The following is a 26495-nucleotide window of genomic DNA, read 5'->3' as shown; positions in this document are numbered from 1 at the left end:
GACATCACCGGCGCCGTCGTCATTGCAGTCCAGCACGTCCGCCCTGCGGTTTGGGGTGGGCACCCCCGGCTGGCCGCTGGCTTCGGCGGAGCTGGACGAGGTGGCCACCCTGGCCGACCGACTGGCGGATCAACAGCAGCGCGGCCGCGGCGGACGCCCTGCGCGGCGCCCTGGCCGCCCGCCGCGGCTAGCCGGGGAAGCGCCGTCAGGTGGGGATGACGCGGAACAGGAACCGGGTCCGGACCATGACCCACAGCAGCATCAGGATCACCGCGTAGGCGGCGGTGTTGAACAGCACCCGGCCCTCCTGCAGGGCCGGGATGTTGGCGATCACGGCGATCAGGGCAACGTGGATGATGAAGACGTACAGCGTGGCCCGGCCCAGCGGGATCAGGAACCAGCCCAGGGCCCGGTGGACCGGCTTCCAGTACGCCGTCAGCAGCGCGTAGGCGGCCACCACCAGCACCAGGACGTTCAGCAGCCGCCCCACGCCGAGGTAGGTCCGGCCGAAGTAGGCGTCATACAGCGCCCGGTAGGTGGTATCCGGCAGGATGGCCACGCGGACGTCGTAGCTGTTGGCAACATAGGGGTTGCCCCAGGCCAGGAACGCGAGTGCCGCGGCCACTACGGTGCACGCCGCCACCACCCACGCATGGGCGGCCAGCCAGCCGATGATCCGGCGCCGGTGGTAGCCGGCCACCATGCCAACGATGAACAGCACCTGCCACACCAGCAGCGGAAAGGAATCCTCGAATTCGGACGGCAGCAGCCGGATCCGGAAGATCGCCCCGGCCGCGTACAGCGCCGTGGTGGCGGCCAGCACCCACAGCACCTTTCCGCGCGACAGGGCCCACAGGACCAGTGGGCTGGCCAGGAGCAGGATCACATACAGGCCCATCACATTGAACTGCCAGGGGCCGAACTGCAGCAGCAGGATGCCGGGAATGACTTCCGGCGCCACCGGGAAGTGCAGCAGCGAATCCATTCCGGCGTACAGGTCGTAGGAGCGGCCCGCTCCGCCGCGTCCGGCCGCCCCCGTGCCCTGGTCCACGAACGACGTCAGGGTGTCCGCGTTGACTGAGGGAACCAGGGAGATCAGGAAGACCCCGATCAGCACCGTGAGCGCGGTGGCATAGAGCTTGCCGGCGCGCCTGGTGGTGTGGTCAACCACGTCACCGAAGCCGTCCCTCACCCGCGGACCGAAAACCATGCCCAGCACCAGCCCCGAGAAGAGCACAAAGAGCTCCGCGCCGGACACGAAACCCACCGCTTCCTGGGTGAACAGCTGGAACAGCGAGGTAATGCCCACATGGTTGACCACCACGAACACAATGGCGAGGCCGCGCAGGAAGTCCACCCGGGAATCACGCGGGGAAGGATCGCCGTACGCCCAGCCCGCCGCCCGGGGCAGGAAGCGGGGAAGCAGCCAGAGGAGGATTACGACGGCGGCCAGGGCACCCGCCGTCGTCCACGCACCGATGCCGCCGAGCACTTTCCCCACGCCCCCTGATTCGTCGCCGGCAAGCCCGGCGCGGGCCGTCACCGGCCCGGTCACGAGGGCTGAGTCCGCCAGCCGCGCGCCGGCGGCCGTGGCGATGCCGGGCTGTCCGGTCAGCCGCCAGTCGATCGCTGCCACCCCGGTGTCCCTGGTGCTGGTCCGCTCGTCCCAGACAACGGCGCCGATCTTCCCGAACCGTGCTGTCGAGGCGGCGTCAAGCACCTGGTTCCACCAGGCCAGCTTGATCTCCGACTCAGCCGGGCCGCCCGCGGTGGAGCTGAAGAATGCGGCCGTCTGCAGCATCAGCGGCTTGCTGCGGCCCTGCACGTAGTCCGCGTAAAAGTCACCGTATCCGCCGCCGCTGCCTGTCAGCATGCCGGCCAGCTCGCCGTCGGGCGGAAGTGTGTTCACGGCGGAGGCCCCGCCGGTGTCGTCGTGGTATGCGCCCAGGCCGGCCCATTCCACGGCGTGGTCGCCCGGGTAGTACGGGGAATAGGCGTCATCGGCGCCGTCCCAGCGTCCGTCCCCGTTGGTGTCCAGCAGCCTGAAGCCGGCCGACCCCTGGACGGGGGCGTTGCGGTTCCGCTGGAACGGATAGTCGCGGCCCAGGAACGGCTGCCACACCATGACGGTTCCCGCGTCGTCCTGGGACTTGAAGGCTGCGGCTACAGCCCGGAACGCGTTCCGGTAGGCCTCCGGCTGCTGGCCCCAGGAGACCCAGCTGGTGTTCATGTCCGGCGCGAACCTGATGTACAGCCTGCCCTGGAAGCCGGTGCTGAGCTGCTCCACGGTCCGGGCAAACGCTGCGGCGTCCCCGGCGGACACCTGGTCCAGGGACCGCGAGGGCTTGACCGTCAGCAGGGCATGGGCTCCCTGCGAGTCGCTCTGCCGGAAGAATTCGCGGATGTGGACCTTCTCGGAATCCTGCAGCGGGAAGGCGATGTCGTGGCCGAACATGGCCGGAGTAGCGCCGAGGCGGTCTGCGAAACCGGCGGCGCTGTCCTCGCCCCACTCCAGTGCGGCGCCGAAGAGCGGGCCATCGCCGGCGCCCGCCCTCTCCCCCGCGGCCGGCACCACGGCAGGCTCGGTGCCTGCCTGCGCGGGGATCGCCGGCAGCAGGACTGCCGGCAACAGGACCAGCAGGACCACCAGCAGGAACGCGCGGATCACGGCGCCGTTCACAGCGCTGTTCGCGGGACTGTTCACGGTGCGGCGGGGAAGGTCAGCACCACGGTGGTTCCGCCGCCGGCCGTCTCCGTAAGCGTCAGGTCACCACCGTGCGCCTGCGCGATCCGCCTGCAGGTGGCCAGGCCAAGCCCGGATCCCGGGCCGTCCCCTTCCCTGTGCAGACGGACCAGCGGTTCCAGCGCTCGCTGCCTGTCCTCCCGCCTGATCCCCTTGCCGTTGTCCGCCACCAGGACCGCGGTCCCGTGGTAGTTGGAGACCGCGGTGATGCGGATTTCCAAGGGACGGTCCGGGCTGCGGTAGTTCAGGGAGTTGGAGAGCAGATTCTGCAGCAGCGCGCGGAGCTGGAGCGGATCGGCGTGCAACTGCGCGTCGTCGGAGTCCAGCGTGGCCCCGGCTCCAAACGGAATGCCGAGGTCCCGCGCGGCGTCGGCGGCGGCCCCGCGCAGCGAGACGGGCTGCGGATGCAGGGCCCCGCCCACCTTCGAGTAGTCCAGCACGTCCTCGAGCATGGCCAGCATGCGCCTGCCGCTGGCGCCGATGAGCTGCAGGTACTCGGCGGCCGGATGCTCCGGCGGCATGTCGGGATCGTCCTCGCTCAGTTCCACGTAGCCAAGGATCGTGGTCAGCGGAATGCGCAGGTCGTGGCTGACGCGGCCAGCGAAGTCCCCGAGTTTGGCATTGCTCCGCCGCACTTCAACCAGCGCCTCGTTCAGCTGCAGCGTCCGGTGCTGGAGCTCCAGGAGTTCCACGGCCTGTTGGGCGAGAAGCTCCAGCATGGCGATCTGCTCAGGCACGGGGTTTGCCGGCGCATCGGAGAAAACGCACAGCGAGCCCAGCACGAGGCCCGAGGCGGTCTCCAGCGGCACCGAGGCGTAAAAACGGACGCGGGCGATCTCGCCGGTCACAAACGGATTATTGGCAAAGCGCGGGTCCTCGGATGCATCGCTGACCACGGTGGTTTCCCGGGTCAGGAACACCCGGGCGCACATCGAGTCCTCACGGGAGCAGATGCCCGCTTCGACGCCGGACGCCGCGATCTGGCGCTGCTGGTCCGCGGTAATAACATTCACCACGCTGAAGGGGACGTGGCAGAGCTTGGCGGCCAGGTCTACGAGGTTGTCCAGGGCGGTGCGGGCGGCGCCAGCGCGGGCGGAACCGGCGCGGCCTACATTTAGGCGGGACGGGCCGCCGGCCGGCGGGAAAGCGATGCCTTCCTGATCGCCCAGCAGCCCATAGGCCTGCAGCGCGGCCTGCCGGTCAATATCCTGCTCCGGGAGCGTCCGAGCGCCGCTGCCTTTCATCCGTCCCCTATCGCCGCCGGGACTCCGACCCAGCGTCAAGTCCCCCCGCCGCCGATACTATCCGGCCACGCCCAACCCCTGCTGTAGTCTCTTGACACCGGCGGACCCGCTCCGCTTGACTATTACGTATGCTGAAATAACAGTTCCATGATGCGGAACTCACTGCCTTCGACCTAGGGGGTGGTGATCGCCGGGAGAGTATCCGGCCCTCCGCATAGCCGTCACCATGGATGCCAGCATCTGCCTGAGGATCACAACGTGAAGCTTGCCGAATTCAATGCCGCGGACAGGGACGCCGCCAGCGCTGTCCTGCGTCCCTGCGTCGACGTCCCGCGCTGGGTGGACCAGATTGCCGCTGCGCGCCCGTTCGCCTCCCGCCAGGAGCTCCTTGACGGAGCCCGTGCCGCCGCCGCACCGTTCACCCCGGATGAGGTGGAAGGCGCCATGGCGCACCACCCGAGGATCGGCGAACGCCCCGCCGCAAAGACCACCGAGGCCGCCATGTCCCGGTCCGAACAGGCTGGCGTGGACCCGGCGGACGCCGAGGTGGCCGACGCCCTGGCCCGCGGCAACCGCGCCTACGAGGAAAAATTCGGCCGGGTGTTCCTGATCCGCGCCGCCGGACGCACCGCGCCCGAAATCCTGGCGGCGCTGAACGAGCGCCTGGCCAACACCCCGGCGCAGGAAGACGCCATCGTCGCGCAGCAGCTGCGGGAAATCGCGCTGCTCCGCTTGGAGGGAGTGATCAGCGAATGAGCGTTTCCCACGTGACAACCCACGTCCTGGACACCGGCGCCGGACGCCCGGCGGCGGGGATCGCCGTCGTGCTTTACGCGAACGACGGCGGCAGCTGGACCCAGCTGGGCAGCGGCACGACCGATGCAGACGGCCGCGCGAAGGACCTGGGACCGGAGGTCCTGGCCCCCGGGAACTACCGGCTCAACTTCGCCATCGGCGACTACTACGCCCGGCAGGGCGGCACGACGTTCTTCCCGGAGGTGGACCTGGTCTTCGAGGTCACCGGCACCGAGCACTACCACGTGCCGCTGCTGCTGAGCCCGTTCGCCTACTCCACCTACCGCGGCAGCTGAAAGGAGACAAAATGCGGCTGATGCGCATTGGCCCGGCGGGCAACGAGGTTCCGGTGGTCATCCACGACGACGGCCAGGCCTACGACCTGCGGCCGGTCACCCAGGATATTGACGGGAACTTCCTGCAGGACTGGTCCGGCCAACTGGAAGACCTGGACCTGGCCGGCCTCCCCCGGGTGACCGTCGAGGGCCAACGGATCGGTGCACCGATCGCCAGGCCCGGCGCCGTGATCGGCGTGGGGCTGAACTACGCCGCGCACGCCGCCGAGTCCGGCCTGCCCGTGCCCGAGCGCCCCATCATTTTCTTCAAGCACCCCAACACCGTGGTGGGCCCCGACGACGATGTCGTCATCCCGCCCGGGGCGCAGCGCGTGGACTGGGAGGTGGAGCTGGGCGTGGTCATCGGCCGGCGCGCCAGCTATCTGGCCTCCGACGCGGAGGCGGCGGACTGCATCGCCGGCTACCTCCTGTCCAACGACGTCTCCGAGCGCGAGTACCAGCTGGAGCACTCCGGGCCGCAGTGGTCCCTCGGCAAGTCCTGCCCCACCTTCAACCCGGTGGGGCCCTGGCTGGTGCCCGCGGCGGCGGTACAGGCCGACGACATCCGCCTCGCCTCCTGGGTCAATGACGAGGTCCGGCAGGACAGCTCGACGGCGGACATGGTCTTCGGACCGGCCGAACTGGTCCGCCGGCTCTCGCAGTACATGGTGCTGGAACCCGGGGACCTCATCACCACCGGCACCCCGGAGGGCGTGGCGTTGTCCGGCCGCTTCCCGTTCCTGCAGGCCGGGGACGTCATGCGGATGTCCGGCGGGGAGCTCCTGGGCGAACAGCGGCAGCGGCTGGTGCGGGCGGGGCCGCAGGCCTGAACACGCTCGGGCCGAACATACCGGGGCGGGCCGGCGGCCGGGATGACAGTAGGCTAGATGGCATGTCTTCCGACCAGCCCACCCCCGAACGCGGGATTCCTGAACGGCGCGAGATCACCGTCCGGCGCGCCCCCAAGTATGTTCCCTTCCTGATCCTGGGCGGGCTGGTGGGCTTTGCCGCGGCGGCGGTCATTGCGTACGCCCTGCCCGGTGACGCCAGCTACGACCGCGGCACCGTGTACGGCTTCTTCATGGTGCCCTGCGCCGCGGCCGGTGTGATTCTCGGCGCAATTGCCGCCCTTGCGCTGGACCGGGCCAGCGTCCGCCGCGCCCGCCGCGGCGTCGTCGAATCAATCCCGGAAGCAGGACATGCCGCCGCAGGCGGGGAAACAATCACCGAACCGGCGCCGGAGCCGGGCCCGGCCCCGGAGCGGACCGCGGACGACGGCGGCGAGCCCGGCCGGCGGTCATAATCCGGCGGCCGGAATTTCCCTACCCCATGACGTGAGATAATCGACCAGTGGCACGCGGCGATGGAAAACTTTCTCATGATCTTCTCCCTGGCGAAAAAGGCCCGATGGACGCTTGCGGCGTCTTCGGTGTCTGGGCACCAGGTGAAGAAGTAGCAAAACTTACCTACTACGGGCTGTACGCGCTGCAGCACCGCGGACAGGAGTCGGCTGGTATAGCCACCAGCGACGGCAAGCGGATCAACGTCTACAAGGACATGGGCCTCGTGTCCCAGGTCTTCGACGAGACCACGCTTAACACCCTGACCGGGCACCTGGCCGTCGGCCACTGCCGCTACTCCACCACCGGAGCCAGCCACTGGGCCAACGCCCAGCCCACGCTGGGCGCTACCGCCACCGGCACGGTGGCCCTGGCGCACAACGGCAACCTGACCAACACGGCCGAACTCAACGCCATGATCCACGAGCGCAACGGCGGCCAGCTCAGCGGCGAAATGAAGCAGGGCAACACCTCCGACACCGCCCTGGTGACGGCGCTGCTGGAAGGCGAAGAGAGCAAGACCCTTGAGGAGACCGCCCTCGAACTGCTTCCCAAGATCCGCGGCGGCTTCTGCTTCGTCTTCATGGATGAAGGCACGCTCTACGCAGCCCGCGACACCTTCGGCATCCGCCCGCTCTGCCTGGGCCGCCTGGAACGCGGCTGGGTGGTCGCCTCCGAGCAGTCAGCCCTCGCCACCGTGGGCGCCAGCTTCATCCGGGAGATCGAACCCGGCGAGTTCATCGCCATCGACGAACAGGGCGTGCGGTCCCGCCGCTTCGCGGACCCGACGCCGGCCGGCTGCGTTTTCGAATACGTCTACCTCGCGCGCCCGGACGCCGCCATCGCCGGCAGGTCCGTTTACGAATCCCGCGTGGAGATGGGCCGCCAGCTGGCACGCGAGAACACCCAGACCGCTGACATCGTCATCCCGGTCCCCGAATCCGGCACCCCCGCGGCGGTAGGCTACGCCGAGGAATCCGGCATCCCGTTCGCGCACGGCTTCGTCAAGAACTCCTACGTGGGCCGCACGTTCATCCAGCCCTCGCAGACACTGCGCCAGCTGGGCATCAGGCTGAAGCTCAACGCCCTGGAATCCGTGATCCGCGGCAAGCGCGTGGTGGTGGTGGATGACTCGATCGTCCGCGGCAACACCCAGCGCGCCATCGTCCGGATGCTTCGCGAGGCCGGCGCCGCCGCCGTCCACGTCAAGATTTCCTCCCCGCCGGTCCAGTGGCCCTGCTTCTACGGCATCGACTTCGCCTCCCGGGCAGAGCTGATCGCCAACGGCGCCACCATCGAGGAGATCTCCCAGGCCATCGGCGCCGATTCGCTGGCCTACATTTCCGAGGACGGCATGATCGGCGCCACCCAGCAGCCCCGCGAACGCCTCTGCACGGCATGCTTCACGGGCAAGTACCCCATCGAACTGCCCGGTGCGGACAAGCTTGGCAAGAACCTGCTGGAGCGCACGGACCTTGGCGGGCTGCCCGCCGCGTCCGGCGCCGCTGCTGCCGCAGCCCCGGCAGCGGACGCTGCCGCCGAAGCCGCCATCGAACCGGCTGCCGCCACCCCCGGCAACCCGGACAGCATCCCGGTGACCGAGGACCCCGCGGAAAAGCCGGGTGCCACGGGCTGTGACCCGGGGCCGGATTCCGAGTTCGAGAACCTGATCACCGACGCCGACCGCGTGCCCGATCTCCACCACGACGCTGCGACCGTCGGCGCTGACAAGAAAGAGTCCTGATGACTTCCGCTTCCTCCACTGCTGACATGAATGCCGCCCAGAACAACGCCGGCATCACCTATGCGGCCGCCGGTGTGGACGTCGAGGCCGGCGACCGCGCCGTTGAGCTCATGAAGGACGCCGTCAAGGCGACCCACAACGCATCGGTGATTGGCGGCGTCGGCGGTTTCGCAGGCCTGTACGACGTCTCCAAGCTGCTGACCTACAAGAAGCCCCTGCTCGCCACGTCCACGGACGGTGTGGGCACCAAGGTGGCCATCGCCCAGGCCATGGACATCCACGACACCATCGGCTACGACCTCGTGGGCATGGTTGTCGACGACATCGTGGTGGTGGGCGCCGAGCCGCTGTACATGACCGACTACATCGCCTGCGGCAAGGTGGTTCCGGAGCGCATCGCGGACATCGTCCGCGGCATCGCTGCCGCCTGCTCCGTGGCCGGCACCGCGCTGGTGGGCGGCGAAACCGCCGAGCACCCCGGCCTGCTGGGTGAGCACGAGTACGACGTCGCCGGCGCCGCCACCGGCGTTGTCGAGGCCGACGCACTGCTCGGCCCGGACCGCGTCCGCGCCGGCGACGTGGTGATCGGCATGGCCTCCTCCGGCCTGCACTCCAACGGCTACTCGCTGGTCCGCCGCGTCATCAACCACGCCGGCTGGGCCCTGGACCGCCAGGTCTCCGAACTTGGCCGCACGCTGGGCGAGGAATTGCTGGAGCCCACCCGCGTCTACGCCGCCGACTGCCTGGACCTGGCCCGGGCGTTCCCCGTCACTGGGGACAAGGCTGTGCATGGCTTCAGCCACGTCACCGGCGGAGGCCTGGCCGCCAACCTGGCGCGCGTGCTGCCGCAGGGCCTCGTTGCCACGGTTGACCGCTCCACCTGGGAGCTGCCCGCCATCTTCAAGCTCGTCTCCGAACTTGGCCGCGTGCCGCTGCCCGACCTGGAGCGCACGCTGAACCTCGGCGTCGGCATGGTGGCAGTGGTGTCCGCCGAAGCCGCAGACGCCGCCGTGGCCCGCCTGAACGAGCGCGGGCTGCCGTCCTGGATCATGGGTTCCGTGAGCGCCGACTCCGATGCCGTGGTCAAGGCCGGCCCGGACTACGTGCAGGGCGCCAAGGGCGTGGACGGCGGCGCAGTCCAGCTGGTCAACGCCTACGCGTAGCCAAGGCAAATAAGTCGTCGAGTGCTCCGTACCTGCCCTTTTGAACCTTCATAAGGGCAGTTGGGCCCACGCCGGCAGGGTTCCCTGGCCGAGCTTGCGAGGCGAGGGTGCCCGCGGGGAGCACTCGATGCGTTTTTAAACCTCCAGGACGCTGAATACGCCGCCCTGCGGGTCCCTGAGCGTGGCGATTGTGCCGCCGTCGTCATCGAACTCCGGCTCCACCAGCACCTCGGCGCCGGCCGCGACGGCCGACAGCACGGCTTCCTTGACGCTCGAGACGCCGAAGTAGACCTGCCAGCCGCGGCTGGCGGGCTCGCCGCCTTCGTCGTCTCCGTCATCCTCGGGTGCCGGGGCGACGCCCGCCACCTCCGCGCCGTTCACCATCAGCGTGGTGTAGGTTCCGCCGTCGTCCTGCGGGTATTCGGTCACCTCGTGCCCGAAGAGCTGCTGGAAAAATCCGACGGCGGCCTGCGGCTCGGGCGTGATCAGCTCGGCCCAGGCGAACGCACCGGGCTCGTTGTGCCGCCCGCTGCCCTGATGGGTACCGGCCTGCCATACGCCGGTGGCGCCGCCGCCCGGCGGCTCCAGGAACACCATGGTTCCGGTGTCCCCGATGTCCTCTGGCCCGAACTGCACGGCGCCGCCGGCGTGGTCGGCTTCCTCCGCGGTGGACCGGGCGTCGTCCGTGGCGAAGTAGACGTTCCAGTGCGCGGGCTGCTTTGCCTCTCCCTGGCGCGGCTGCGGCGCCACCGTCGCCACGAGGTCGTCATCCAGGAAGGCCTTCGCGTAGCTGCGGCCGTCCGGAGTGGGCAGGTCCTCGTAGCGCCACCCGAACACGGCGGCGTAGAAGGTCTTGGCCGCAGCAACGTCCGGCGTCTGGATGTCCGCCCAGCAGAGCTCTCCGAGGCTGTACCCGCTGCGCTGCACCATGCGTCCGTACCTTTCGTTGGCTGAAGTCCCTCCAGCCTAATTCTTCTAGGCGCCGGCGTGCACCGCCCGTCCGGGGAAGGCAACGAGCCGCTCCAGGCTGCCGGCCGTCTCGGCCACCTGCTGGGGGCGAAGGCTTCCAGCACCGGCTGCACTAACGCATTTGGTAAACGCCTCCCCACCGGCGGTCCGGGAAACGCAAAAAGGCCCGTTGGGCACGCCAAAGAATGACGTGCCCAACGGGCCTGATAACTGTGGTGACACCGGACGTTCCCCTGCAGCCAGGTATCGGGCTATGACCAGAAGTCCGGGTCAGGCAGGGAAGCGGGCAACCCTAATGCGGGGGATACCCAAGAGGTGTACGACGGCGGCGTGCAGCCAACTGCCTTGCGGCAGTTCAGCGGGAACGACTAACCGATACGACGGCTGTCTACCTCGTCGTCGTCTTCATCCAAATCATCCGCGTACTTATCCACGTAGGCTGAATAGTCCGGCTCGACCGGTTCATTCGCGAAATGGCTCGTGGCACGACTTCCCGGACCCGTGAGCTCACGCTGTAGGGCCGAATAATCGGTGTTCGGGGAGTAGTACTTGATGTCCCGAGCCTGCTTGGTAGCTTTTGCCTTTTGACGGCCGCGCCCCATGGCGTGACCCCCTTTTGTACTTGGACCGGAGGTGGTCACCTTTGGCGATCGGTGAGGCCCCGGAATGTTTGGTCAATTTGTCGTACCCCTAGATTACATGCTTTCTGCGGCATCTGCTTGCCACGCGCGCCTCTGGAGACCGCCGCAGCCCCCTTCTCCGCGGCAATCCGGGGCTCGCAGAGATTTTTTGTTCGATAGAGTCTCCTGAACGACTGCATTTCATGCCCGCCGCCGAGCGAACGCCAGGAAGGGGTGCCGCCCCATATGAATGACAACGATCCCAGCCACAAGGGGGAACGCGGGCCGGCCCGCGCCGTCGCCGTGCAGCCCGGGCCGAACTCAGCCGAGGCACCACAAACCCGGCCCAGCGCAGCCCAAGACCGTCCGACGCGGCTCAAAAGCCTCGCCGGATCGGTCCGTTCCCGGCTCGCACGGCCCGAGGTCCGGCAAACCCTGCTCAAGACAGGCTTTCTCGCCGCACTGCTGGTGGCGGGCGGCCTGCTCGTGTGGCTCCTGACGTCACTCCTCGCCGCCGCGACGATACAGTCTGCCAGCCGGCCAGAGGCGGCAGCGGCGGAGCCCTCCGCCGCCCCGCCGGCCGCATCTCCCCGGCCCAGCCTGCCCCTGGCCAGCGTGAGTCCACTGGACTTCCGGGTGGGTGACTGTTTCAAGGACTTCGACCCCGAGGCGTCCAAGTCCACGATCGTTGCCTGCACCACCGACCATTCCGCCCAGCTGGTGTCGGTCACCCATTACGCCGACGGTGACGGGTACCCGGGCCGTGATGCCTTGAAGACCCGGGCCAGAGAGACGTGCCAGACGGCGGCGCTGACCGAGAAGTCCAACGCCTACAGCCTGAACTACCGCCTGGCCTACCCGAGCACGGCAAGCTGGGCCAAGGGCGACCGCCGCGTGGACTGCTACGTCACCGCGTCCGGCAACGTCATCAAAGCAAGCCTGCTCCCGTAGCTGCCCTGCCTACTCCCCCCCCGGCGGCCCGGCGGCTTAGTCCCGGCGGCGGACGGTGAGTCCGCTGCCCAGGGGTGCTCCGCCGTCGGGCCCTGAAAGTGCCTCCAGCCCCTCCACGGTGAGTTCCCCGAGATCCGCCGCGGTGTCCACCAGGACGGTGTCGCCGTCGGAGATGTCGCCGGCCAGGATGGCCTTGGCCAGCCGGTCGCCGATTTCGCGCTGCACCAGGCGGCGCAGCGGCCGGGCGCCGTACGCCGGGTCGAAGCCGGACATCGCCAGCCAGGAACGTGCGCCCTCGGTGACCTCGAGCGAGAGCCGCCGCTCGTGCAGGCGCTTGGCCAGCTCCGCCACCTGCAGTTCGACGATGCGGGCGAGCTCCTCGACTGAAAGCGGATCGAACAGCACCACTTCGTCCAGCCGGTTCAGGAACTCCGGCTTGAAGGAGGCGTTCACCGTGGCCATCACCGCATTGCGCTTGGCGTTCACATCCAGCGTGGGATCCACGAGGAACTGGCTGCCCAGGTTCGAGGTGAGCACCAGGATCACGTTGCGGAAGTCCACGGTGCGGCCCTGGCCGTCGGTGAGGCGGCCGTCGTCGAGCACCTGCAGCAGGATGTCGAACACCTCGGGGTGGGCCTTCTCCACCTCATCCAGCAGCACCACGGAGTACGGCCGGCGGCGGACGGCCTCGGTGAGCTGGCCGCCTTCCTCGTAGCCGACGTAGCCTGGAGGCGCACCGACGAGGCGCGCCACGGAGTGCTTCTCGCTGTACTCGGACATGTCGATCCGCACCATGGCGCGTTCGTCGTCGAACAGGAAGTCCGCGAGCGCCTTGGCAAGCTCGGTTTTGCCGACGCCGGTGGGGCCGAGGAACAGGAAGGAACCGGTGGGCCGGTTGGGATCGCTGATGCCGGCCCGGGCACGGCGCACCGCGTCGGACACGGCCGTGACGGCCTTGGACTGGCCGATCAGCCGCTTTCCGAGCTCCTCCTCCATGTGCAGCAGCTTCTGGCTTTCGCCCTGGAGCATGCGGCCGGCCGGGATGCCTGTCCACGCCGCGATGACCTCGGCGATGTCATTGGCGGTGACCTCCTCCGCCACCATCAGCGCGGACTTGTCCGCGACGGCGGCCTCCGCCTCGGCGGCGTCGTTCAGCTCGCGTTCCAGGGCCGGAATTTCGCCGTAGAGAATCCGGGACGCCGTCTCCAGGTCGCCTTCACGCTGCGCCTTGTCCGCGGTGGACCGCAGCTCATCCAGCTTTGCCTTCAAGTCGCCCACGCGGTTCAGGCCGGCCTTCTCGGCCTCCCAGCGGGCGTTCAAGCCAGCCAGCTGCTCCTTCTTGTCCGCCATGTCGGCCCGAAGCGCGGCAAGCCGCTCCACCGATGCGGCGTCCGTCTCGCCCTGCAGGGCGAGTTCCTCCATGGTGAGCCTGTCAACGGCGCGGCGCAGCTGGTCGATCTCCTCCGGAGCGGAATCGATCTCCATGCGCAGCCGGGAGGCGGCCTCGTCCACGAGGTCGATCGCCTTGTCCGGCAGCTGCCGGCCGGAAATGTAGCGGTTGGACAGCGTCGCGGCAGCCACCAGCGCGGAGTCGGCGATGGCCACCTTGTGGTGGGCCTCGTACCGCTCCTTCAGGCCGCGGAGGATGCCGATGGTGTCATCGACGCTGGGCTCCCCGACGTACACCTGCTGGAAGCGCCGCTCCAGGGCAGGGTCCTTCTCGATGTTCTCGCGGTATTCGTCGAGGGTGGTGGCACCGATCAGCCGCAGCTCACCGCGGGCCAGCATCGGCTTGAGCATGTTGCCGGCGTCCATGGCGCTTTCGCCGCTGGCCCCGGCACCCACCACCGTATGCAGTTCGTCGATGAACGTGACGATCCGGCCGTCGGAGTTCTTGATCTCCTCAAGGACGGCCTTGAGCCGCTCCTCAAACTCGCCGCGGTACTTGGCACCGGCCACCATGGAGGCCAGGTCAAGGGCGATCAGGGTCTTGCCGCGAAGGCTTTCGGGCACGTCGCCGGCCACCATCCGCTGCGCCAGGCCCTCGACGACGGCGGTCTTGCCGACGCCCGGCTCGCCGATCAGCACGGGGTTGTTCTTGGTCCGGCGGCTGAGCACCTGCACAACACGCCGGATTTCGCTGTCGCGGCCGATGACCGGATCGAGCTTCCCCGAACGCGCCACGGCGGTGAGGTCGGTGCCGAACTTTTCCAGGGCCTGGAAGGTGTTCTCGGGATCGGGCGAGTTGACCTTGCGGTCGCCGCGGACACCCGGGAGTGCCGCCGCCAGCGCTTCGTGGGACGCGCCGGCATCGCGCAGCAGCTTGCCCACGCCATCGCTTCCCGCCGAAAGACCCAGCAGCAGGTGCTCGGTGGAGACGAAGGAATCGCCCAGCTTGTCGGCCTCGTTCTGCGCGTTTTGGATCGCCTGCAGGGAGGGCCGGGACAGCTGGGCCTGCTGGACCGAGCTTCCGGACGTGGCGGGCAGGGCCTTGATGGCGGTGCTGGCCTGTACGCTGACGGCGTCAGGGTCCGCTCCGGTGGCGCGGAGGAGGGCGACGGCGACGCCCTCCCGCTGGTCCATCAGCGCCTTGAGCAGGTGGGCGGGTTCCACCTGCGGGTTCCCGGCAGTGGAGGCGTTCATGGCGGCAGCCGAAAGAGCCTCCTGGCTCTTGGTGGTGAATTTGACGTCCAAAGAGGGCTCCTTTCGAAGACGGTTAGCTAAGTTGAGTCTACTACGCTCAACTTTGCTTTTTCACGTCTTCCCGGCCATGTTTTCCCACAGCGAAATGCCCTCTGGTGGGTGGCCGGATTTTCCGTGAACCGTGGCCCTTGAACTGTATCGCCGCTGGCCGAATCCCCCTAGGATCGACCTGTGGCTGCCTGCTAGCCAGAGAACCCCTACCCCAGAGACAGGACCGGCAATGAAGAAGTTTGTTGTTCTTTACAACGCACCGCAGTCGGCACAATCCCAGATGGCGGAGAGTTCCCCCGAGGCCGCGCAGGAGGGCATGAAGGCGTGGATGGAGTGGGCATCCCGGGCCGGCAGCGGCATCGTGGACATGGGCCAGCCCCTGGGCGCGGGCAAGGAACTGACTCAGACGGGGGCCACGGACACGAACACGAGCGTGGGCGGCTATGGCATCCTGCAGGCCGAGGACATGGACGGCGCCCTGGCCCTGCTCGATGGGCACCCCCACCTCATGATGCCCGGCGCCAGCATCCAGGTGTACGAGACCCTCGATTTGCCCGGGATGTAAGCGCTAGGAGCCCCGGACCCCCGAGACGCTGGTGATCCAGGCGAGGTTGCGGACCACGGAGGCGTCGTCGTTGTAGTAGCCGGTGTAGCTCGAAGGGTTCGGGGCAGGCAGGATGTCCGACGTGGACAGGACCCCTGCCAGCTTGCCGTTCACGACCAGCGGCCCGCCAGAGTCGCCGTTGAGCGTGTGGCCGCTTTCCGACCGCGTCCGGACAGACGGGCCGCCATAGTTGTCCACGCCCTGCCAGACCACCGAGACGTCCGCCGTCTTGAGGTAGTAGGACATGGCACCGGACCCCTCGGACTGATATCCCCAGCCGTAGACCTTCGCGGGCGTTCCGGTGGCGGGAAAAGAGGCGGACAGGCCCACGTAGGAGCCGTAGTAGGGCGTGGCCAGCTTCAGCAGCAGGACATCGCCGGCCGGCGCGGGATAGCGCCCCGTGACCGGGCGGACGACACCCCCGGCCCCGAGGTGGCTGGTGCCCAGCCGCACCGACCTCAGGCTCGTGGAGTTGCAGTGCTTGGCCGTGATGACCCAGCTGGCGGCGATCAGACTGCCGGTGCAGCCCACGCTGGCGCCTGCGGAGTCGAAGGAAACTTGCGCCGCGAAGGGGGCGGCTGAAACTGTGGTGGTAGTGCCGCCGGCGATGTCCCTGCTGAAGGTGCCGTCGCCGTGGGGCGCCGGCACGTTCTTGGCGACGACCGCCTGGGCCGGCGGGGCGCAGAGAACGGGAGCCAGCAGCGCTGCACCGGCCGCTGCCGTGGCCAGCATTTTCGAGATCTTCAACGTGGGGCTCCTTAGCGTCGGGTGCGAGAGGTCCGACTGCGAGGGTACGTGGGGTGACAAGATTTGTCATTTCGATTACGAAGCCCGTCATTGTCACGTGCGCGGACCGGCGTATGGTCTGCGGGCACTGCTGGCATTACCCTGAGTGCCTAGCAGTATTACCGTCCCAGCCTGCAGCGGGCTCAGGCTCAGTTCCGTGACGTGAGGGATCATGACTGGACTGTCGAAACAGTGGACCTGGTCCGGCATGGCGCCGGCCGTTCTCTCGCTGGCACTGCTGCTCACCGCCTGCCAACCCAGCCCGCCCGCGCCGCCGTCGGCAACGCCGGTTCCGCCCGGGACGTCCGGGCCGCCGGCAACCACGCCGGCCAGCCCCCCGGAAACCACTTCCCCGGCCGGGCCCTCCGCGCCGACAGAGCCCGCGTCCACCACAGCGCCGGCCGCCGTTCACTTCACGGCCCAGGGCGACATTGGGCTGGGCGCGGGAGCACGGAAGGTGCTGGACACAGTCGACGGCCTTCATCCTGAGCTCAATCTGGCCCTTGGAGACTTCTCCTACGAGGCAGGCCGCGAGCAGGAGTTCTGTGACATGGTCACCGGCAAGCTGGGCGGGGACTTTCCCTACCAGGTGGTGACGGGAAACCATGAGAGCGACGGCCATGACGGCGACATCGCCAACATCGTCAAGTGCCTGCCCAATAAGCTGGCGGGGCTCCAGGGCGAGTACGGGGTTCAGTGGTACGCGGACTATCCGGAACGGGACCCGCTGGTGCGCTTCATCATGGTGTCCCCCGGCATCGAGTTCCACGACGGCAACACCTTGGACTACTCCCCGAACAGCGAGCGCTGGCAGTGGACAGCGGCCGCCCTGGACGGGGCGAAGTCGAAGAAGATCCCATGGACCGTCGTCGCAATGCACACGCCCTGCCTGAGCGTGGGCAAGTACGACTGCCAGGCCGGGCGTGACTTCACCAACCTGCTCATCGATAAGAGGGCGGACCTGGTGCTGACGGGCCACGACCACATTTACCAGCGGAGCCATCAGTTGGGCCGGCGCCAGGATTGCCCGGCGCTGGTGCCGGACAGCTTTTCGGGAGGCTGCCTCGCCGACTCTGACAACGCCATGGTTCAGGGTGCAGGAACCGTCTTCGCCACCGTGGGAACAGGCGGCGTGGGGCTCTACGACGTCGACAGCCAGGACCCCGAATCCCCCTACTTTGCTGCCTGGTCCGGGAAGAACCGCGACGCCGCCCTCGGCACCCTTGATGTGACAGCCACCCGGGACCGCCTCTCAGCACGGTTCGTTCCCGCGGACGGCTACACGTTCACGGACAGCTTCGAGATCGGACGGAAATAGCCCCTAGCCCCGCTTCCAGATGGCGATCCAGTCCAGATAGACGTGCCCGGCCGTCTCCGGTTTGGGGCAACCGAACAGGCAGGCCTCGGTCTGGAGAATGTAGTGCATCGGGATGTTCGGGGTCTTGGAGGTTCCTGCACCGATCGAACGGCCGTCAAGGAAAAACTCCACCTTGCCCGGGCTCCACTCCATCGTGGCGACGTGCCACTGCGTGAAGGTGGTCCCGGACGGGAAAATATCGGTGGCGTAGGGGTCGTTACCCATCTTGTGCACTGCGCCGTAGAACTTCGTGGAGAGGTCCCCCTCGGGGTAGTCGAGTTCGCCGTCGCGGGGCCAGATGCCGCTGTCCGGCCACAGCAGCCAGGCCGTCTTGAAGCCGCGCAGCGGATCAGCCTTGAACCGCACTGAGAACCTCCCGTACAGGAAGCTGTTGTCCCGGTGCGGGCCGGTGCTGCTGTTCGGAATCTTCGGGGTGGGCGCGGCCCCCATGGAAACGCCGTTCTCCGTGTGCAGGTACCAGTCCAGCATGCCGTTCCGCACGCTGAGCACCTTGGACGGGTAATAGCCCGATTTCGCACCCCGCTGGCCGGCCGTGTCCGGCGTGCCGTCCACATACCCGGCGCTCCACTTCGCGGCGTAGGCGGGGCCCGGAAATCCACCAACGGGGACGTTCCCCTTATCGAAATCCTCCCGGAACGCCTGTTTCCATCCCGGCAGGTCACCGGTGGGCAGTTCCTGCAGCTTGGGGGCAGCCGGCGGCACCGACGTCCTCAGTAAATTGCGTGCGGGTGGTTCCGCGGCGGCTGTCGAGGGCGGCGCAGCGAGCGAAGGGCCCGTTGCCAGGGCGGCGGCCCGGGACGGTGCCGGCCGGGCAGGCACCGGTCCGGAGGTCGCCGGCGATGACGACGACGGCGGAGGCTTGGCAGCGTTGGCGTCCGGGGATGATGACGGAATCGCTGTTTTCGTCGCCGATGGTTCCTCGGCCGGCCCGCGGTCCGACGGTGCCCGCTGCGCCTCCGTGGCTACTGTTCCGTACACGGTCAGCGCGGCCACCGCCGCGAGCACAGCGAGGCGCCCGAAGGGACGTCGCAGGTTGCGGCGCCCACGGTGCCTCCCGTGAGCTGAGTTAACCATGGGGCAAGTGTGGCAGCGGAGACTTATGGCTACCAAGGAATCTGCGACCCCTAAAACTGGGGTCACTTCAACCGACCCCAAGCTTTTTACAAGTTGGCGGGCCGAACATGTTCCGAGGGGGAGTGCAAGCAAAGTTGCCAATACCGCAGCAGCAGGCGCTTCTATTTTCCCGTATCCAAGCGGGAAGGCTGCTCGGGAGGGGCATAGGCATACGACTCCAATGAGTGGTGAGGCTAGTGACCATCCCTATACAAGTTTCATCTGTTCGTGCACCAAATGCGGTACCGGTACCCCTGGCCTCCATCAGCGTGGTGATCCCCACCCTCAATGAAGCACTGAACCTTCCGTGGGTCCTTCGACGAATGCCCTCGTACGTGGACGAGGTGGTGATTGTCGACGGGCGTTCCCTGGACAGCACCGTCGACGTGGCCCGCGCGCTGCGCCTGGATGTGGTGGTGGTCTCCGAACCCCAGGCCGGCAAAGGCTTCGCAGTCCGGGCGGGGCTGTCCGCGGCATCCGGGGACATCATCGTCATGCTGGACGCCGACGGGAGCATGGATCCGCAGGAAATCGGCTGGTTCATTTCGCCGCTCCAGCATGAATTCGACTTCGTCAAGGGCTCCCGGTATGTCACCGGCGGTGGTTCCGAGGACATCACGCTGCTCCGCAGCGCCGGCAACCGCATGCTGACCCGGCTGGCGAACGTCGTCCTGCACAGCAACTACTCGGATCTTTGCTACGGCTACATCGCCATGCGGCGGGAATGCCTGCAGATCCTCGAGCTGGAGTCGGAAGGGTTCGAAATTGAAACCGAGCTGATTGTCCGCGCCTCCAGGGCGGGCCTGCGGATCGCCGAGGTGCCCAGCAACGAACTGACCCGGATCTCCGGCAACTCCAATCTGCATACCTTCCGCGACGGGTGGCGGGTGCTGCGGACCCTGGCCCGTGAATGCGTCGGCTGGGAGGCGCCCACAGCGGGCGCCCGGCCCGAGTCGCTCAGGCGCGTGAAATACAGGTACCCCAGCATTACCCTCCCCCACATTCCGACGGATCCGGCAACCGTCCTTGGCCTGATAGCAGGTGATTAAGGTGAACCACGCTGAGGGGCTCCCGGCCGTTTCGGTGGTGATCTGCTCCTACACGGAAGACCGGTGGGACCGGCTGATGGCCGCCGTCGAGTCCGTTCGCGCCCAAACGGTCCCGCCGCAGCAGACGATCCTGGTGGTGGACTACAACGTGGACCTCTACAAGCGCCTCATCTTTACGGTCGACGATGTGGTGATCCTGGAGAACACCGGGCCCAAGGGTCTCTCCGGAGCACGGAACACCGGCGCCGCGGCCGCGACGGCCGGCGTCGTTGCCTTCCTTGATGACGACGCCGTGGCAGCCCCGGACTGGCTGGAGCGGCTGACGGCCCTCTACGACGACCCCGATGTGCTGGCCGTGGGCGGACGCGTTGTGCCGGACTGGGAAACGAGCCGGCCGGACTTTTTCGGCGAGGAACTGGACTGGATCGTCGGCTGCACCCACCGCGGCCTGCCCAAGGTGGCGGCCGAGGTGCGCAACGTCATCGGCGCCAATATGTCCTTCCGTTCCCAGGTTCTCCAGGTCGTGGGCGGTTTCAACACTGCCCTGGGACGCCAGAATTCGCTGCCCCTGGGCTGCGAGGAGACGGAGATCTGCATCCGGGCGGCCATCGGTTCACCGGGAGGCCGCGTCGTGTACGAGCCGGCGGCCTTGGTGAATCATTTTGTTCCCGCCCACCGGGGCACGCTCAGCTACATGCTGCGGCGCGCCTGGTCTGAGGGGATCTCAAAAGCCCTGGTCAGCAAGATCGTCGGCCACAAGCGCGCCCTCGGGCCCGAGCGCCGGTACGTCCGCAGTGTGCTGCCGCGTGCCGTGGCCTCGGGCATAGCGGGCAGGATCCGGGGAACCGACCCCGCTGGCCTGCGCCGCGCCATGGCAACGGTCGCCGTGCTGGCCGTCACTACCTGCGGGTACATCCGGGGACGCCGCCTGCCCGTTGATCCGGCCAACGCGCGTCTCGAGCCGCACGAGCCACACGCCAGCTGGAGGGAAGTCAAATGATCCGGATGTACCCGCAGTACACCCCTGTCTACACCGCAGAGACCACCGAGACCGCTGGAGGGCACGGAGCATGAGCCAGTCCGAAAAAGAATTCGTGCGGGATTCCCTCCCGTCCGCCGGCACCAGCTTCGATGTCCACGGACTCGTGGGCATCGACGTGGCCCCGGAGACCCCCGGCGAAGCGCAACTGCGCGACATGCTCGCTCCCTTTCTGGGGCCGTCCCGGGCGCCGCTTCGGCTGCATGTATGCGCAGAAACGGTGCAGGTGGCGGACCAGTCGCATGCCGAGGACGCCTTCCGGTTCACCGCGGAGTCGCTTTACATCCCGGCGGACCGCGTCCAGGTCCAGGAAACCCCCGACGGTTACTCCGTCCAGGGCCGCGGCGAGCTGCTGACCGCCGTCATACCCCTGCTGGACCGGCTCTGCATCAGGCAGAACGCTGCCATGATCCACGCGGCGGTGGTGGACTTCCGCGGCTCGGGGGTCCTCCTCCCGGCGTGGGGCGGCGTGGGCAAGACCAGCACTGTAGCGAAACTCGTGGCCATGCCCGGCGTCCGGTTCATGGCCGATGACTGGGCGTTCCTGGACGCCGACGGCATGCTCATGGGCTACGCGAAGCCGATGTTCCTCAAACCGCACCACCGCAGGATCTACCCCGAGGTGTTCAGCGGTGCCCGCAAGCCCCTGGCCCCCGGCTGGCTCACGAATACGGTGGCCCACCTCGCCACAGCAGTCCACCCGGTTATCGTCCGCTATCCAAAGACCGCCGCCTTCACACGCCGTTGGTCCCCGGAACACCGGATGGTCCATCCGGAGCTCGTGTTCGGGCAGGACGGCATCTCCTCGGCGGCGCTCACCCGGCTGGCCATTTTCCTTGAACGCTATGACGGTACCGAAGCGCGGCTCGAGGCGCGCAGCCGTGAATGGATGACCTCCCGCATCGTCGGGAACTTCCATTCTGAGCTCCCGGTGGTGTCACGGCGGCTGATCGAGGCCCTCGGCGCCACCAGCCTGGTTCCGCTGGAGGAATTCTTCAGCCAGAAAGCAGCCGTGGTGCGGCGGGCCCTGGATGATGTGCCATGTTCCCTGCTCCGGATTCCCGCCTCGTGGTCCGCCGACCGGACATCCGACTACGTTGCCGGCCTGATCAGCTCCAAGCTGGAGGAGTGACATGCGGGCCCACGTGAGCGACCTCGAGGTGTCCGTGGTGGTTCCCGCGCGCAACGCGGCCCGTTGGCTCGGCGAATGCCTGGAATCCATCCGCGCCGAAAAACCGCGGGAGATCATCGTGGTGGACGGCTGCTCCACGGACAACACGGTGGAGATCGCACGGTCCATGGGCGCCCGCGTCATCTCGGATGAGGGCCGCGGGCTGCCGGCCGCGCGGATGCTCGGCGTCGAGAACGCCTGCTCCGACCTCGTTGCCCTGATCGACGCCGACGTCGTCCTGCCGCCGGGGGCCCTGGGTGGGCTCCTGGACGAGTTCAAGGCCTGCGGCTACGACGGTCTCCAGTTCGGCCTGGTCAGCGAAGCGGACGGCCCGGGCTACTGGGGCGCGGCCCTGGCCTGGCACCACATCCACAGCCGGGTCCGGTCATGGTTCGGGGTGTGCGCCACCCTCATCCGCCGGAAAGTCCTGCTGTCTGTGGCGTTCGACGACACCTTCCGCTCGGGTGAGGACATCGAGCTCAGGATCAGGCTCGAGGAGGCAGGCTACAAGCTTGGCGTTTCCAGCACCACGGCGGTGCGGCATCGATTCATGGACTCGTTCGACGCCGCCCGCGACCAGTGGCTCCAGGACGGCGCCGGGCTGGCCCGCACCGTCCGCAAGCACCCCGGCCGCGCCGGCTGGCTTGTGGTGCTGCCGCTGCTGGCCACTATCCGCGGCGTCGGCCTGTCGCTGCTGCACGCACCCCGCTTCCTGGCGTACTGGGCCTGCTTCCTGGCGTACAACTACAGGTCGATGTTCGGCGAACTCCTCCGTCCGCCCGGCACAGGGCTCTCCGTGGGCGGGAATGCCGCCTGGCTGACTGCCGCCCGGGTGGCCCCGATGGCCACCGGGTTCCTGTTCTGGGCGATGGCGGCGATCATGCTTACCCCCGCGCAGCTAGGCATGGGTTCGGCCGTGGTGGCCGCGGCCCTCCTGACCGTGCAGCTTGGGATGCTGGGAGTGGGGCCGGCCACGCTCACCCTGCTCCCCGAACAGTCCGACGGCGGCCGACGGCTGGTTGCCAGCGGCCTCCTCACCGTCGGGGTTTCCACGGTGGTTGTGTCCGGCGCGGTGGCAGCGGTGACCTATGGGCTGGGCTCCGGCGTGGGCGTGGCCTGGAATGATCCCGTCATGACCGGGCTGTTCGCCGCGACGGCCCTGTTTGCCGCGGCCGCGTACCAGCTGGACCACGTGGGCGTGGCGCAGGAACGCTCCGATCGCGCACTGGTCAGAAGCCTCGCCCAAAGCGTGGTGCAGCTGGCCGTACTGGCCTTTGCCCTCGCCGCCGGCATCCGGGAAGTGGCAGTGGTGGTTGGTGCGGTGGCCGCCGGCGCCCTGGCCAGCGTGGTCCTCGGGCTGCGCCAGCTCAACCGCGCCGGGGTGTCTCCGGACTGGAGGCACGGGCTCCGCCCCGGACCGGCCCTGCGGCTGCTCAAGCCCGGCCTGCCGAACCATGCGCTGATGCTCGCCGACCGCGCCCCCGGCTACCTCCTACCGCTCATCGTGGCCGCCGTCCTCGGCCCGGCCGCAACGGCATCCTGGTACATGGTGTGGATGATGGCGTCCGCGGTCTTTTTTGTGCCCCAGTCCGCCGGGTTCTCGCTGCAGACCGCGCTGGCTGGCGGCAGGTCACGGCCCGGACTGGTCTCGTCCGCGCTCAAGGCCAGCCTCGGCCTCACCCTCGCCGCCGGTGTGATGTTGCTGCTCGCCGGTCCCTTCCTGCTCAACTTCCTTGGCCCGGAGTACGCCGCGGCCGCCGTACTACTTCCCGTCCTGATACCGGCCCTGCTGCTGGGCTGCGTCACCCAGGTCTACTTCGGCCTGTGCCGTGCCCAGGGCCGGCTCGCCGAAGCCACCACGGTGGCGGTGTCCGCCGCCGTCCTCATCGTGGCCCCTGCTGCCTTCACCGCCCAACAGTTCGGCCTCACCGGCGTCTCGGCCCTCTGGTCCGGCGCCCAGGCCGCCGCCGCATTGATGGCCGTTTGGCGCCTTCGGATGCTGACTCCCGCCATGCCCGCCGCTGAACCGGTCCAGGTTCCATCAGCGGCACTCAATCAGCCGACCGGAATCGAGAAGCCATGACACCCGAGCCCACTTCCACGGCCCCGGCAGCGCCGCCGTCACCAGCCCCTCCGACGCCGGCCCCGCCCTCGCATGCCCCGCACCGCCATGCCGAGCCGAAGCATGGCGAAACCCACCACGGCAGCGGCCACCACGACGCAAAACACGGTGTAGCCAAGCACGGCGAGCATGCCGAAACCAAGCACAGCGGTGCCAGGCATGGCGGAACTGAACCACCCGCCGTCGTCCATCACGGCCCCACCCCGCCCTGGAAACTGGTGACCCTGGCTGCTTTGGCAGCCGCCGCGCTGGCCCTCGGGATCTGGAGCCTGCTGAGCGTGGACCCCGCGCAGATTGGCGGGACAGGGTTGGTGGAGGCTGTGCCGCCGACCTTCTTCGTGGCCATCTTCCTCAGCCTGACCGGGTTTGTGGCCACACTCAACCTGCGGCGGCACACCCCCGCGCTGCTGGCCACGCAGGTGCTGGTGCTGGTGGTGATCCTGCACTCGGCCGATCCCATCATCCACGGCCTGCCCCGGCTCGAAGCCAGCTACAGGCACCTGGGCATCGCCGACTACATCGCCCAGAACGGCCAGCTGGACACGAACCTGGACGCCTACTTTAACTGGCCCGGATTCTTTGACCTTCTGGGCCTGCTGTCCGGCGCAACGGGCGTCCGGGACCTCATGGGCATCGCCACGTGGGCGCCCCTGGGGATTAACCTGCTGCTGCTGGCGCCGCTGCTGGCCTTGGCCAGGCGGCTGACGTCCCAGCCCCGGCAGGCGTGGGCCGGCGTCTGGCTCTTCTACCTGACCAGCTGGGTGGGGCAGGACTACCTCGCACCCCAGGCGTACGCCTTCCTGCTCCTAGTCACGCTGCTTGCCTGTCTCCTGAGCGCGTTCAGCGGCTGGGCCTGGCCCACGGGAAGCAACCGGTTCACGAGGTTCCTGGCCCGCAGCGTGACCCGGCTCGACCCGACCGTCCCGCACCAGGGCATGTCCAGCCCGCCGCCGGTGGATGCTGCCATCCTGCTGATAATCAGCGTCGGACTCCTCCTGGCCATGACGGCGTCCCACCAGCTCACGCCGTTCGCGGCCATCCCGATCCTTGCCGTGTTCCTCCTGAGCGGCCGGCTCCGGACGCCGTCCCTGCCCGTCCTCGCCTTCGTGCTGGCGTTCGGGTGGCTGGTGTTCGTGGCACGGGACTTCTTTGACGGCCACCTGACCCAGCTGTTCGGCTCCTTCGGCGACGTCGAGGCCCACACCCTCGGCGCGGTCTCCCAGCGGGTTGCCGGGAGCGATCCCCATGTCCTGGTGGTCTACATCCGGCTGGCGGAAGTGGCGCTGGTGTGGATCCTCGCCGCCGCCGGAGCCTTCCTGGCGCACCGGCGGCGCGCCGCCTGGCTCACCGCCGCGCTCGGTGCGCTGGCACCGCTGCTTCTGGTTCCCGGCCAGGCCTACGGCGGCGAGCTGCTGCTGCGCCTGTACCTCTTCAGCCTGCCGTTCGCTGCCTGCCTCGCCGTGCTGACGCTCATGCCGGACCGCCGCGGCGGCCCGGGCTGGCGGCGCGCACTGGCCCTGCTGGCGATGGGCTCCGTGCTGGCGACGGCCACGGTGGTGACGCGGTACGGCAACGACAGCATGGAGAAGTTCACGCCGGACGAGGTCGCCCTGGTCAACCAGCTCTACGCGACCGCACCGCAGGGATCGATCCTCATCGAAGCGGTCCGCAATTCGCCCTGGCAGTTCCAGAAGTACGCCGACTACGACTACCGAGCCCTTCTGGCCGCCCAGCCGAGGCCCGGCGCGGCGCCGCTGAGCTGCGAATCCGCCAACAGGATCGCCCAGCAGTCAGGGGCCTACCTGATCGTCACGACCAGCCAGAAGCGGGCCGCGGACCTTCTCGAAACGACGCCCCCGGGGGATCTTGACCACTTCATTGCCACCTGTGGCAGCTCCCCGGGCTGGACGAAGATGTTCGAGAACGCCGGTGGCGTGGTCTTCCATATTCAAGGAGCAGGCAATGGCAATTGATCGTAATCACATCGCATGGGTGGTGGCGGTCCTCGCCGTCGCCGCGGTCCCGCTGTCATTTTTCGGTCCGGAGGGACTGCGGCTGGCCGTCATCGGCCTCCTGATGCTCGCCGGACCGGGAACCGCCCTGGTGCTCTACCTCAGGCTCGGCTCCGCTGATCCCGGCGCTGAAGGAGACGCCGACGGTGCCGGCGCCCACCGCTCGGCTGCCAAGAGCAGTCTTCCGCTGGCCATATCCATCGCCGTCGCTTCAAGCCTGGCCCTCGCCACGATCGTGTCCACAGGCATGGTCTTTGCGCGGATGTGGTCCCCGCCGGTGGCGGTGCTGGTGCTGTCGCTGATCACCCTCCTCCTGCTGGTCCTCGGGGCCAGGAGGGTCCAGGTTTCCACGGCAGGTGCGTCATGATCGTCTTTTTGGCTGGCTTTGCCACTGTGGTGGCAGTGGTCACGTGTGATGCCTTGCGCATAGTTCGGCCGGATGCTCCCCTGCCGAAAGCTGCGGTTTACACCGCAGCGGCTCTCCTTTCCCTAATCTGCGTTTCGCTTCTGACCAGGCTTATCCAACTGCTTTGACGGCGTTTCGCTCCTGGCGCGGCCTGCCCCCGCTGCCGGACCGGGACCGGCATCCGATGCCGGCGACCTCCGAACCGAAAATGATAGGA

The 26495-nt window shown here is 68.1% G+C and carries 23 protein-coding genes; 15 read left to right on the top strand and 8 right to left on the bottom strand.

Features of this window, described 5'->3' with window-relative positions; translation table 11 throughout:
• Nucleotides 1-205 precede the first annotated feature (205 nt).
• Both ACFTSA_RS12080 and ACFTSA_RS12075 read right to left on the bottom strand, forming a co-directional pair.
• A complete protein-coding gene (locus ACFTSA_RS12080; protein ID WP_377951530.1) occupies nucleotides 206-2704 on the bottom strand; it encodes an OpgC family protein in 2499 nt (832 codons plus the stop codon).
• Complete coding sequence (locus ACFTSA_RS12075; protein ID WP_377951529.1) at nucleotides 2701-3987, bottom strand: ATP-binding protein; 1287 nt, start codon at nucleotides 3985-3987, stop codon at nucleotides 2701-2703. Before ACFTSA_RS12075 ends, ACFTSA_RS12080 begins: the two co-directional genes overlap by 4 nt.
• 258 nt (nucleotides 3988-4245) lie before the next feature.
• On the opposite strand from ACFTSA_RS12075, the gene uraD reads away from it, so the two are divergent.
• The 6 genes from uraD (at nucleotide 4246) to purM (ending at nucleotide 9364) form a co-directional block, all read left to right on the top strand.
• Nucleotides 4246-4743 carry a 2-oxo-4-hydroxy-4-carboxy-5-ureidoimidazoline decarboxylase gene (gene uraD, locus ACFTSA_RS12070; RefSeq protein ID WP_377951528.1) on the top strand — a complete coding sequence of 166 codons (498 nt, stop codon included), beginning with the start codon at nucleotides 4246-4248 and terminating at the stop codon, nucleotides 4741-4743.
• Nucleotides 4740-5078, top strand: coding sequence for a hydroxyisourate hydrolase (gene uraH, locus ACFTSA_RS12065; RefSeq protein WP_377951527.1), 339 nt, complete (start codon nucleotides 4740-4742; stop codon nucleotides 5076-5078). The genes uraD and uraH overlap by 4 nt, the downstream gene beginning before the upstream one ends.
• Before the next feature lie 11 nt (nucleotides 5079-5089).
• Entirely contained in the window at nucleotides 5090-5947 is an 858-nt protein-coding gene (locus ACFTSA_RS12060; RefSeq protein ID WP_377951525.1) for a fumarylacetoacetate hydrolase family protein, read from the top strand.
• Between the two features lie 62 nt (nucleotides 5948-6009).
• Nucleotides 6010-6420 (top strand): hypothetical protein, encoded by a 411-nt coding sequence (locus tag ACFTSA_RS12055; RefSeq protein ID WP_377951524.1) that lies wholly within the window; start codon nucleotides 6010-6012, stop codon nucleotides 6418-6420.
• A 47-nt stretch (nucleotides 6421-6467) separates the two neighbouring features.
• Nucleotides 6468-8201, top strand: coding sequence for an amidophosphoribosyltransferase (purF, locus tag ACFTSA_RS12050; protein WP_377951523.1), 1734 nt, complete (start codon nucleotides 6468-6470; stop codon nucleotides 8199-8201).
• Entirely contained in the window at nucleotides 8201-9364 is a 1164-nt protein-coding gene (gene purM / locus ACFTSA_RS12045; RefSeq protein ID WP_377951521.1) for a phosphoribosylformylglycinamidine cyclo-ligase, read from the top strand. Before purF ends, purM begins: the two co-directional genes overlap by 1 nt.
• A 135-nt stretch (nucleotides 9365-9499) precedes the next feature.
• Here the strand turns inward: purM and ACFTSA_RS12040 are convergent, their stop codons facing one another.
• On the bottom strand, nucleotides 9500-10294 hold the full coding sequence (locus ACFTSA_RS12040) for a VOC family protein (RefSeq protein WP_377951519.1): 795 nt from the start codon (nucleotides 10292-10294) through the stop codon (nucleotides 9500-9502).
• A 407-nt stretch (nucleotides 10295-10701) separates the two neighbouring features.
• On the bottom strand, nucleotides 10702-10935 hold the full coding sequence (locus ACFTSA_RS12035) for a DUF3073 domain-containing protein (RefSeq protein ID WP_003803040.1): 234 nt from the start codon (nucleotides 10933-10935) through the stop codon (nucleotides 10702-10704).
• Between the two features lie 264 nt (nucleotides 10936-11199).
• Here ACFTSA_RS12035 and ACFTSA_RS12030 point away from each other — a divergent pair, with 264 nt between their 5' ends.
• The gene (locus ACFTSA_RS12030; RefSeq protein WP_377951517.1) at nucleotides 11200-11904 is read left to right on the top strand and encodes a septum formation family protein; all 705 of its coding nucleotides are present in this window, start codon (nucleotides 11200-11202) and stop codon (nucleotides 11902-11904) included.
• 36 nt (nucleotides 11905-11940) lie between these two features.
• On the opposite strand, the gene clpB is transcribed toward ACFTSA_RS12030, so the two are convergent.
• Nucleotides 11941-14598 carry an ATP-dependent chaperone ClpB gene (clpB, locus tag ACFTSA_RS12025; protein ID WP_377951515.1) on the bottom strand — a complete coding sequence of 886 codons (2658 nt, stop codon included), beginning with the start codon at nucleotides 14596-14598 and terminating at the stop codon, nucleotides 11941-11943.
• Between the two features lie 229 nt (nucleotides 14599-14827).
• Between clpB and ACFTSA_RS12020 the strand changes: the two genes are divergently transcribed.
• Entirely contained in the window at nucleotides 14828-15163 is a 336-nt protein-coding gene (locus ACFTSA_RS12020; protein ID WP_354255423.1) for a YciI family protein, read from the top strand.
• 3 nt (nucleotides 15164-15166) lie between these two features.
• On the opposite strand, the gene ACFTSA_RS12015 is transcribed toward ACFTSA_RS12020, so the two are convergent.
• A complete protein-coding gene (locus ACFTSA_RS12015) occupies nucleotides 15167-15949 on the bottom strand; it encodes a S1 family peptidase (RefSeq protein ID WP_377951513.1) in 783 nt (260 codons plus the stop codon).
• 211 nt (nucleotides 15950-16160) lie between these two features.
• On the opposite strand from ACFTSA_RS12015, the gene ACFTSA_RS12010 reads away from it, so the two are divergent.
• Nucleotides 16161-17306 carry a metallophosphoesterase gene (locus ACFTSA_RS12010; protein ID WP_377951512.1) on the top strand — a complete coding sequence of 382 codons (1146 nt, stop codon included), beginning with the start codon at nucleotides 16161-16163 and terminating at the stop codon, nucleotides 17304-17306.
• Nucleotides 17307-17309: 3 nt separating this feature from the next.
• Here the strand turns inward: ACFTSA_RS12010 and ACFTSA_RS12005 are convergent, their stop codons facing one another.
• Entirely contained in the window at nucleotides 17310-18440 is a 1131-nt protein-coding gene (locus ACFTSA_RS12005; protein ID WP_377951510.1) for a family 16 glycosylhydrolase, read from the bottom strand.
• 308 nt (nucleotides 18441-18748) lie between these two features.
• Between ACFTSA_RS12005 and ACFTSA_RS12000 the strand changes: the two genes are divergently transcribed.
• The 4 genes from ACFTSA_RS12000 to ACFTSA_RS11985 all read left to right on the top strand — a co-directional run bounded on the left by ACFTSA_RS12000 (nucleotide 18749) and on the right by ACFTSA_RS11985 (nucleotide 23821).
• Entirely contained in the window at nucleotides 18749-19528 is a 780-nt protein-coding gene (locus ACFTSA_RS12000) for a glycosyltransferase family 2 protein (RefSeq protein ID WP_377951509.1), read from the top strand.
• Between the two features lies 1 nt (nucleotide 19529).
• Complete coding sequence (locus ACFTSA_RS11995) at nucleotides 19530-20528, top strand: glycosyltransferase (protein WP_377951508.1); 999 nt, start codon at nucleotides 19530-19532, stop codon at nucleotides 20526-20528.
• A gap of 70 nt (nucleotides 20529-20598) precedes the next feature.
• Nucleotides 20599-21699, top strand: coding sequence for a hypothetical protein (locus tag ACFTSA_RS11990; protein WP_377951506.1), 1101 nt, complete (start codon nucleotides 20599-20601; stop codon nucleotides 21697-21699).
• Nucleotide 21700: 1 nt separating this feature from the next.
• Nucleotides 21701-23821, top strand: a complete 2121-nt coding sequence (locus ACFTSA_RS11985) for a glycosyltransferase (RefSeq protein WP_377951505.1) — start codon at nucleotides 21701-21703, stop codon at nucleotides 23819-23821.
• Nucleotides 23822-23859: 38 nt separating this feature from the next.
• On the opposite strand, the gene ACFTSA_RS11980 is transcribed toward ACFTSA_RS11985, so the two are convergent.
• A complete protein-coding gene (locus tag ACFTSA_RS11980) occupies nucleotides 23860-24021 on the bottom strand; it encodes a hypothetical protein (RefSeq protein WP_377951504.1) in 162 nt (53 codons plus the stop codon).
• Nucleotides 24022-24078: 57 nt separating this feature from the next.
• Between ACFTSA_RS11980 and ACFTSA_RS11975 the strand changes: the two genes are divergently transcribed.
• Nucleotides 24079-25833, top strand: coding sequence for a hypothetical protein (locus tag ACFTSA_RS11975; RefSeq protein WP_377951503.1), 1755 nt, complete (start codon nucleotides 24079-24081; stop codon nucleotides 25831-25833).
• Complete coding sequence (locus tag ACFTSA_RS11970; protein WP_377951501.1) at nucleotides 25823-26239, top strand: hypothetical protein; 417 nt, start codon at nucleotides 25823-25825, stop codon at nucleotides 26237-26239. The genes ACFTSA_RS11975 and ACFTSA_RS11970 overlap by 11 nt, the downstream gene beginning before the upstream one ends.
• The last annotated feature ends 256 nt before the right edge of the window (nucleotides 26240-26495 follow it).

It is taken from the genome of Arthrobacter sp. NPDC057013 (genome assembly GCF_042674585.1).
GTDB lineage: Bacteria > Actinomycetota > Actinomycetes > Actinomycetales > Micrococcaceae > Arthrobacter.
The sequence above is the reverse complement of the archived record's forward strand: the minus strand, read 5'-3'. Positions and strand labels throughout refer to the sequence as shown.

Coding starts and splice junctions, on each gene's coding strand:
- ACFTSA_RS12055 (WP_377951524.1), top strand. CDS start 6,010: ATGTCTTCCGACCAGCCCACCCCCGAACGCGGGATTCCTGAACGGCGC.
- ACFTSA_RS11990 (WP_377951506.1), top strand. CDS start 20,599: ATGAGCCAGTCCGAAAAAGAATTCGTGCGGGATTCCCTCCCGTCCGCC.
- ACFTSA_RS12005 (WP_377951510.1), bottom strand. CDS start 18,440: ATGGTTAACTCAGCTCACGGGAGGCACCGTGGGCGCCGCAACCTGCGA.
- ACFTSA_RS12035 (WP_003803040.1), bottom strand. CDS start 10,935: ATGGGGCGCGGCCGTCAAAAGGCAAAAGCTACCAAGCAGGCTCGGGAC.
- ACFTSA_RS11980 (WP_377951504.1), bottom strand. CDS start 24,021: ATGCCTGGCACCGCTGTGCTTGGTTTCGGCATGCTCGCCGTGCTTGGC.
- purM (WP_377951521.1), top strand. CDS start 8,201: ATGACTTCCGCTTCCTCCACTGCTGACATGAATGCCGCCCAGAACAAC.
- ACFTSA_RS12060 (WP_377951525.1), top strand. CDS start 5,090: ATGCGGCTGATGCGCATTGGCCCGGCGGGCAACGAGGTTCCGGTGGTC.
- ACFTSA_RS12020 (WP_354255423.1), top strand. CDS start 14,828: ATGAAGAAGTTTGTTGTTCTTTACAACGCACCGCAGTCGGCACAATCC.
- ACFTSA_RS11985 (WP_377951505.1), top strand. CDS start 21,701: ATGCGGGCCCACGTGAGCGACCTCGAGGTGTCCGTGGTGGTTCCCGCG.
- ACFTSA_RS12010 (WP_377951512.1), top strand. CDS start 16,161: ATGACTGGACTGTCGAAACAGTGGACCTGGTCCGGCATGGCGCCGGCC.
- ACFTSA_RS12075 (WP_377951529.1), bottom strand. CDS start 3,987: ATGAAAGGCAGCGGCGCTCGGACGCTCCCGGAGCAGGATATTGACCGG.
- uraH (WP_377951527.1), top strand. CDS start 4,740: ATGAGCGTTTCCCACGTGACAACCCACGTCCTGGACACCGGCGCCGGA.
- ACFTSA_RS11970 (WP_377951501.1), top strand. CDS start 25,823: ATGGCAATTGATCGTAATCACATCGCATGGGTGGTGGCGGTCCTCGCC.
- ACFTSA_RS12040 (WP_377951519.1), bottom strand. CDS start 10,294: ATGGTGCAGCGCAGCGGGTACAGCCTCGGAGAGCTCTGCTGGGCGGAC.
- ACFTSA_RS12030 (WP_377951517.1), top strand. CDS start 11,200: ATGAATGACAACGATCCCAGCCACAAGGGGGAACGCGGGCCGGCCCGC.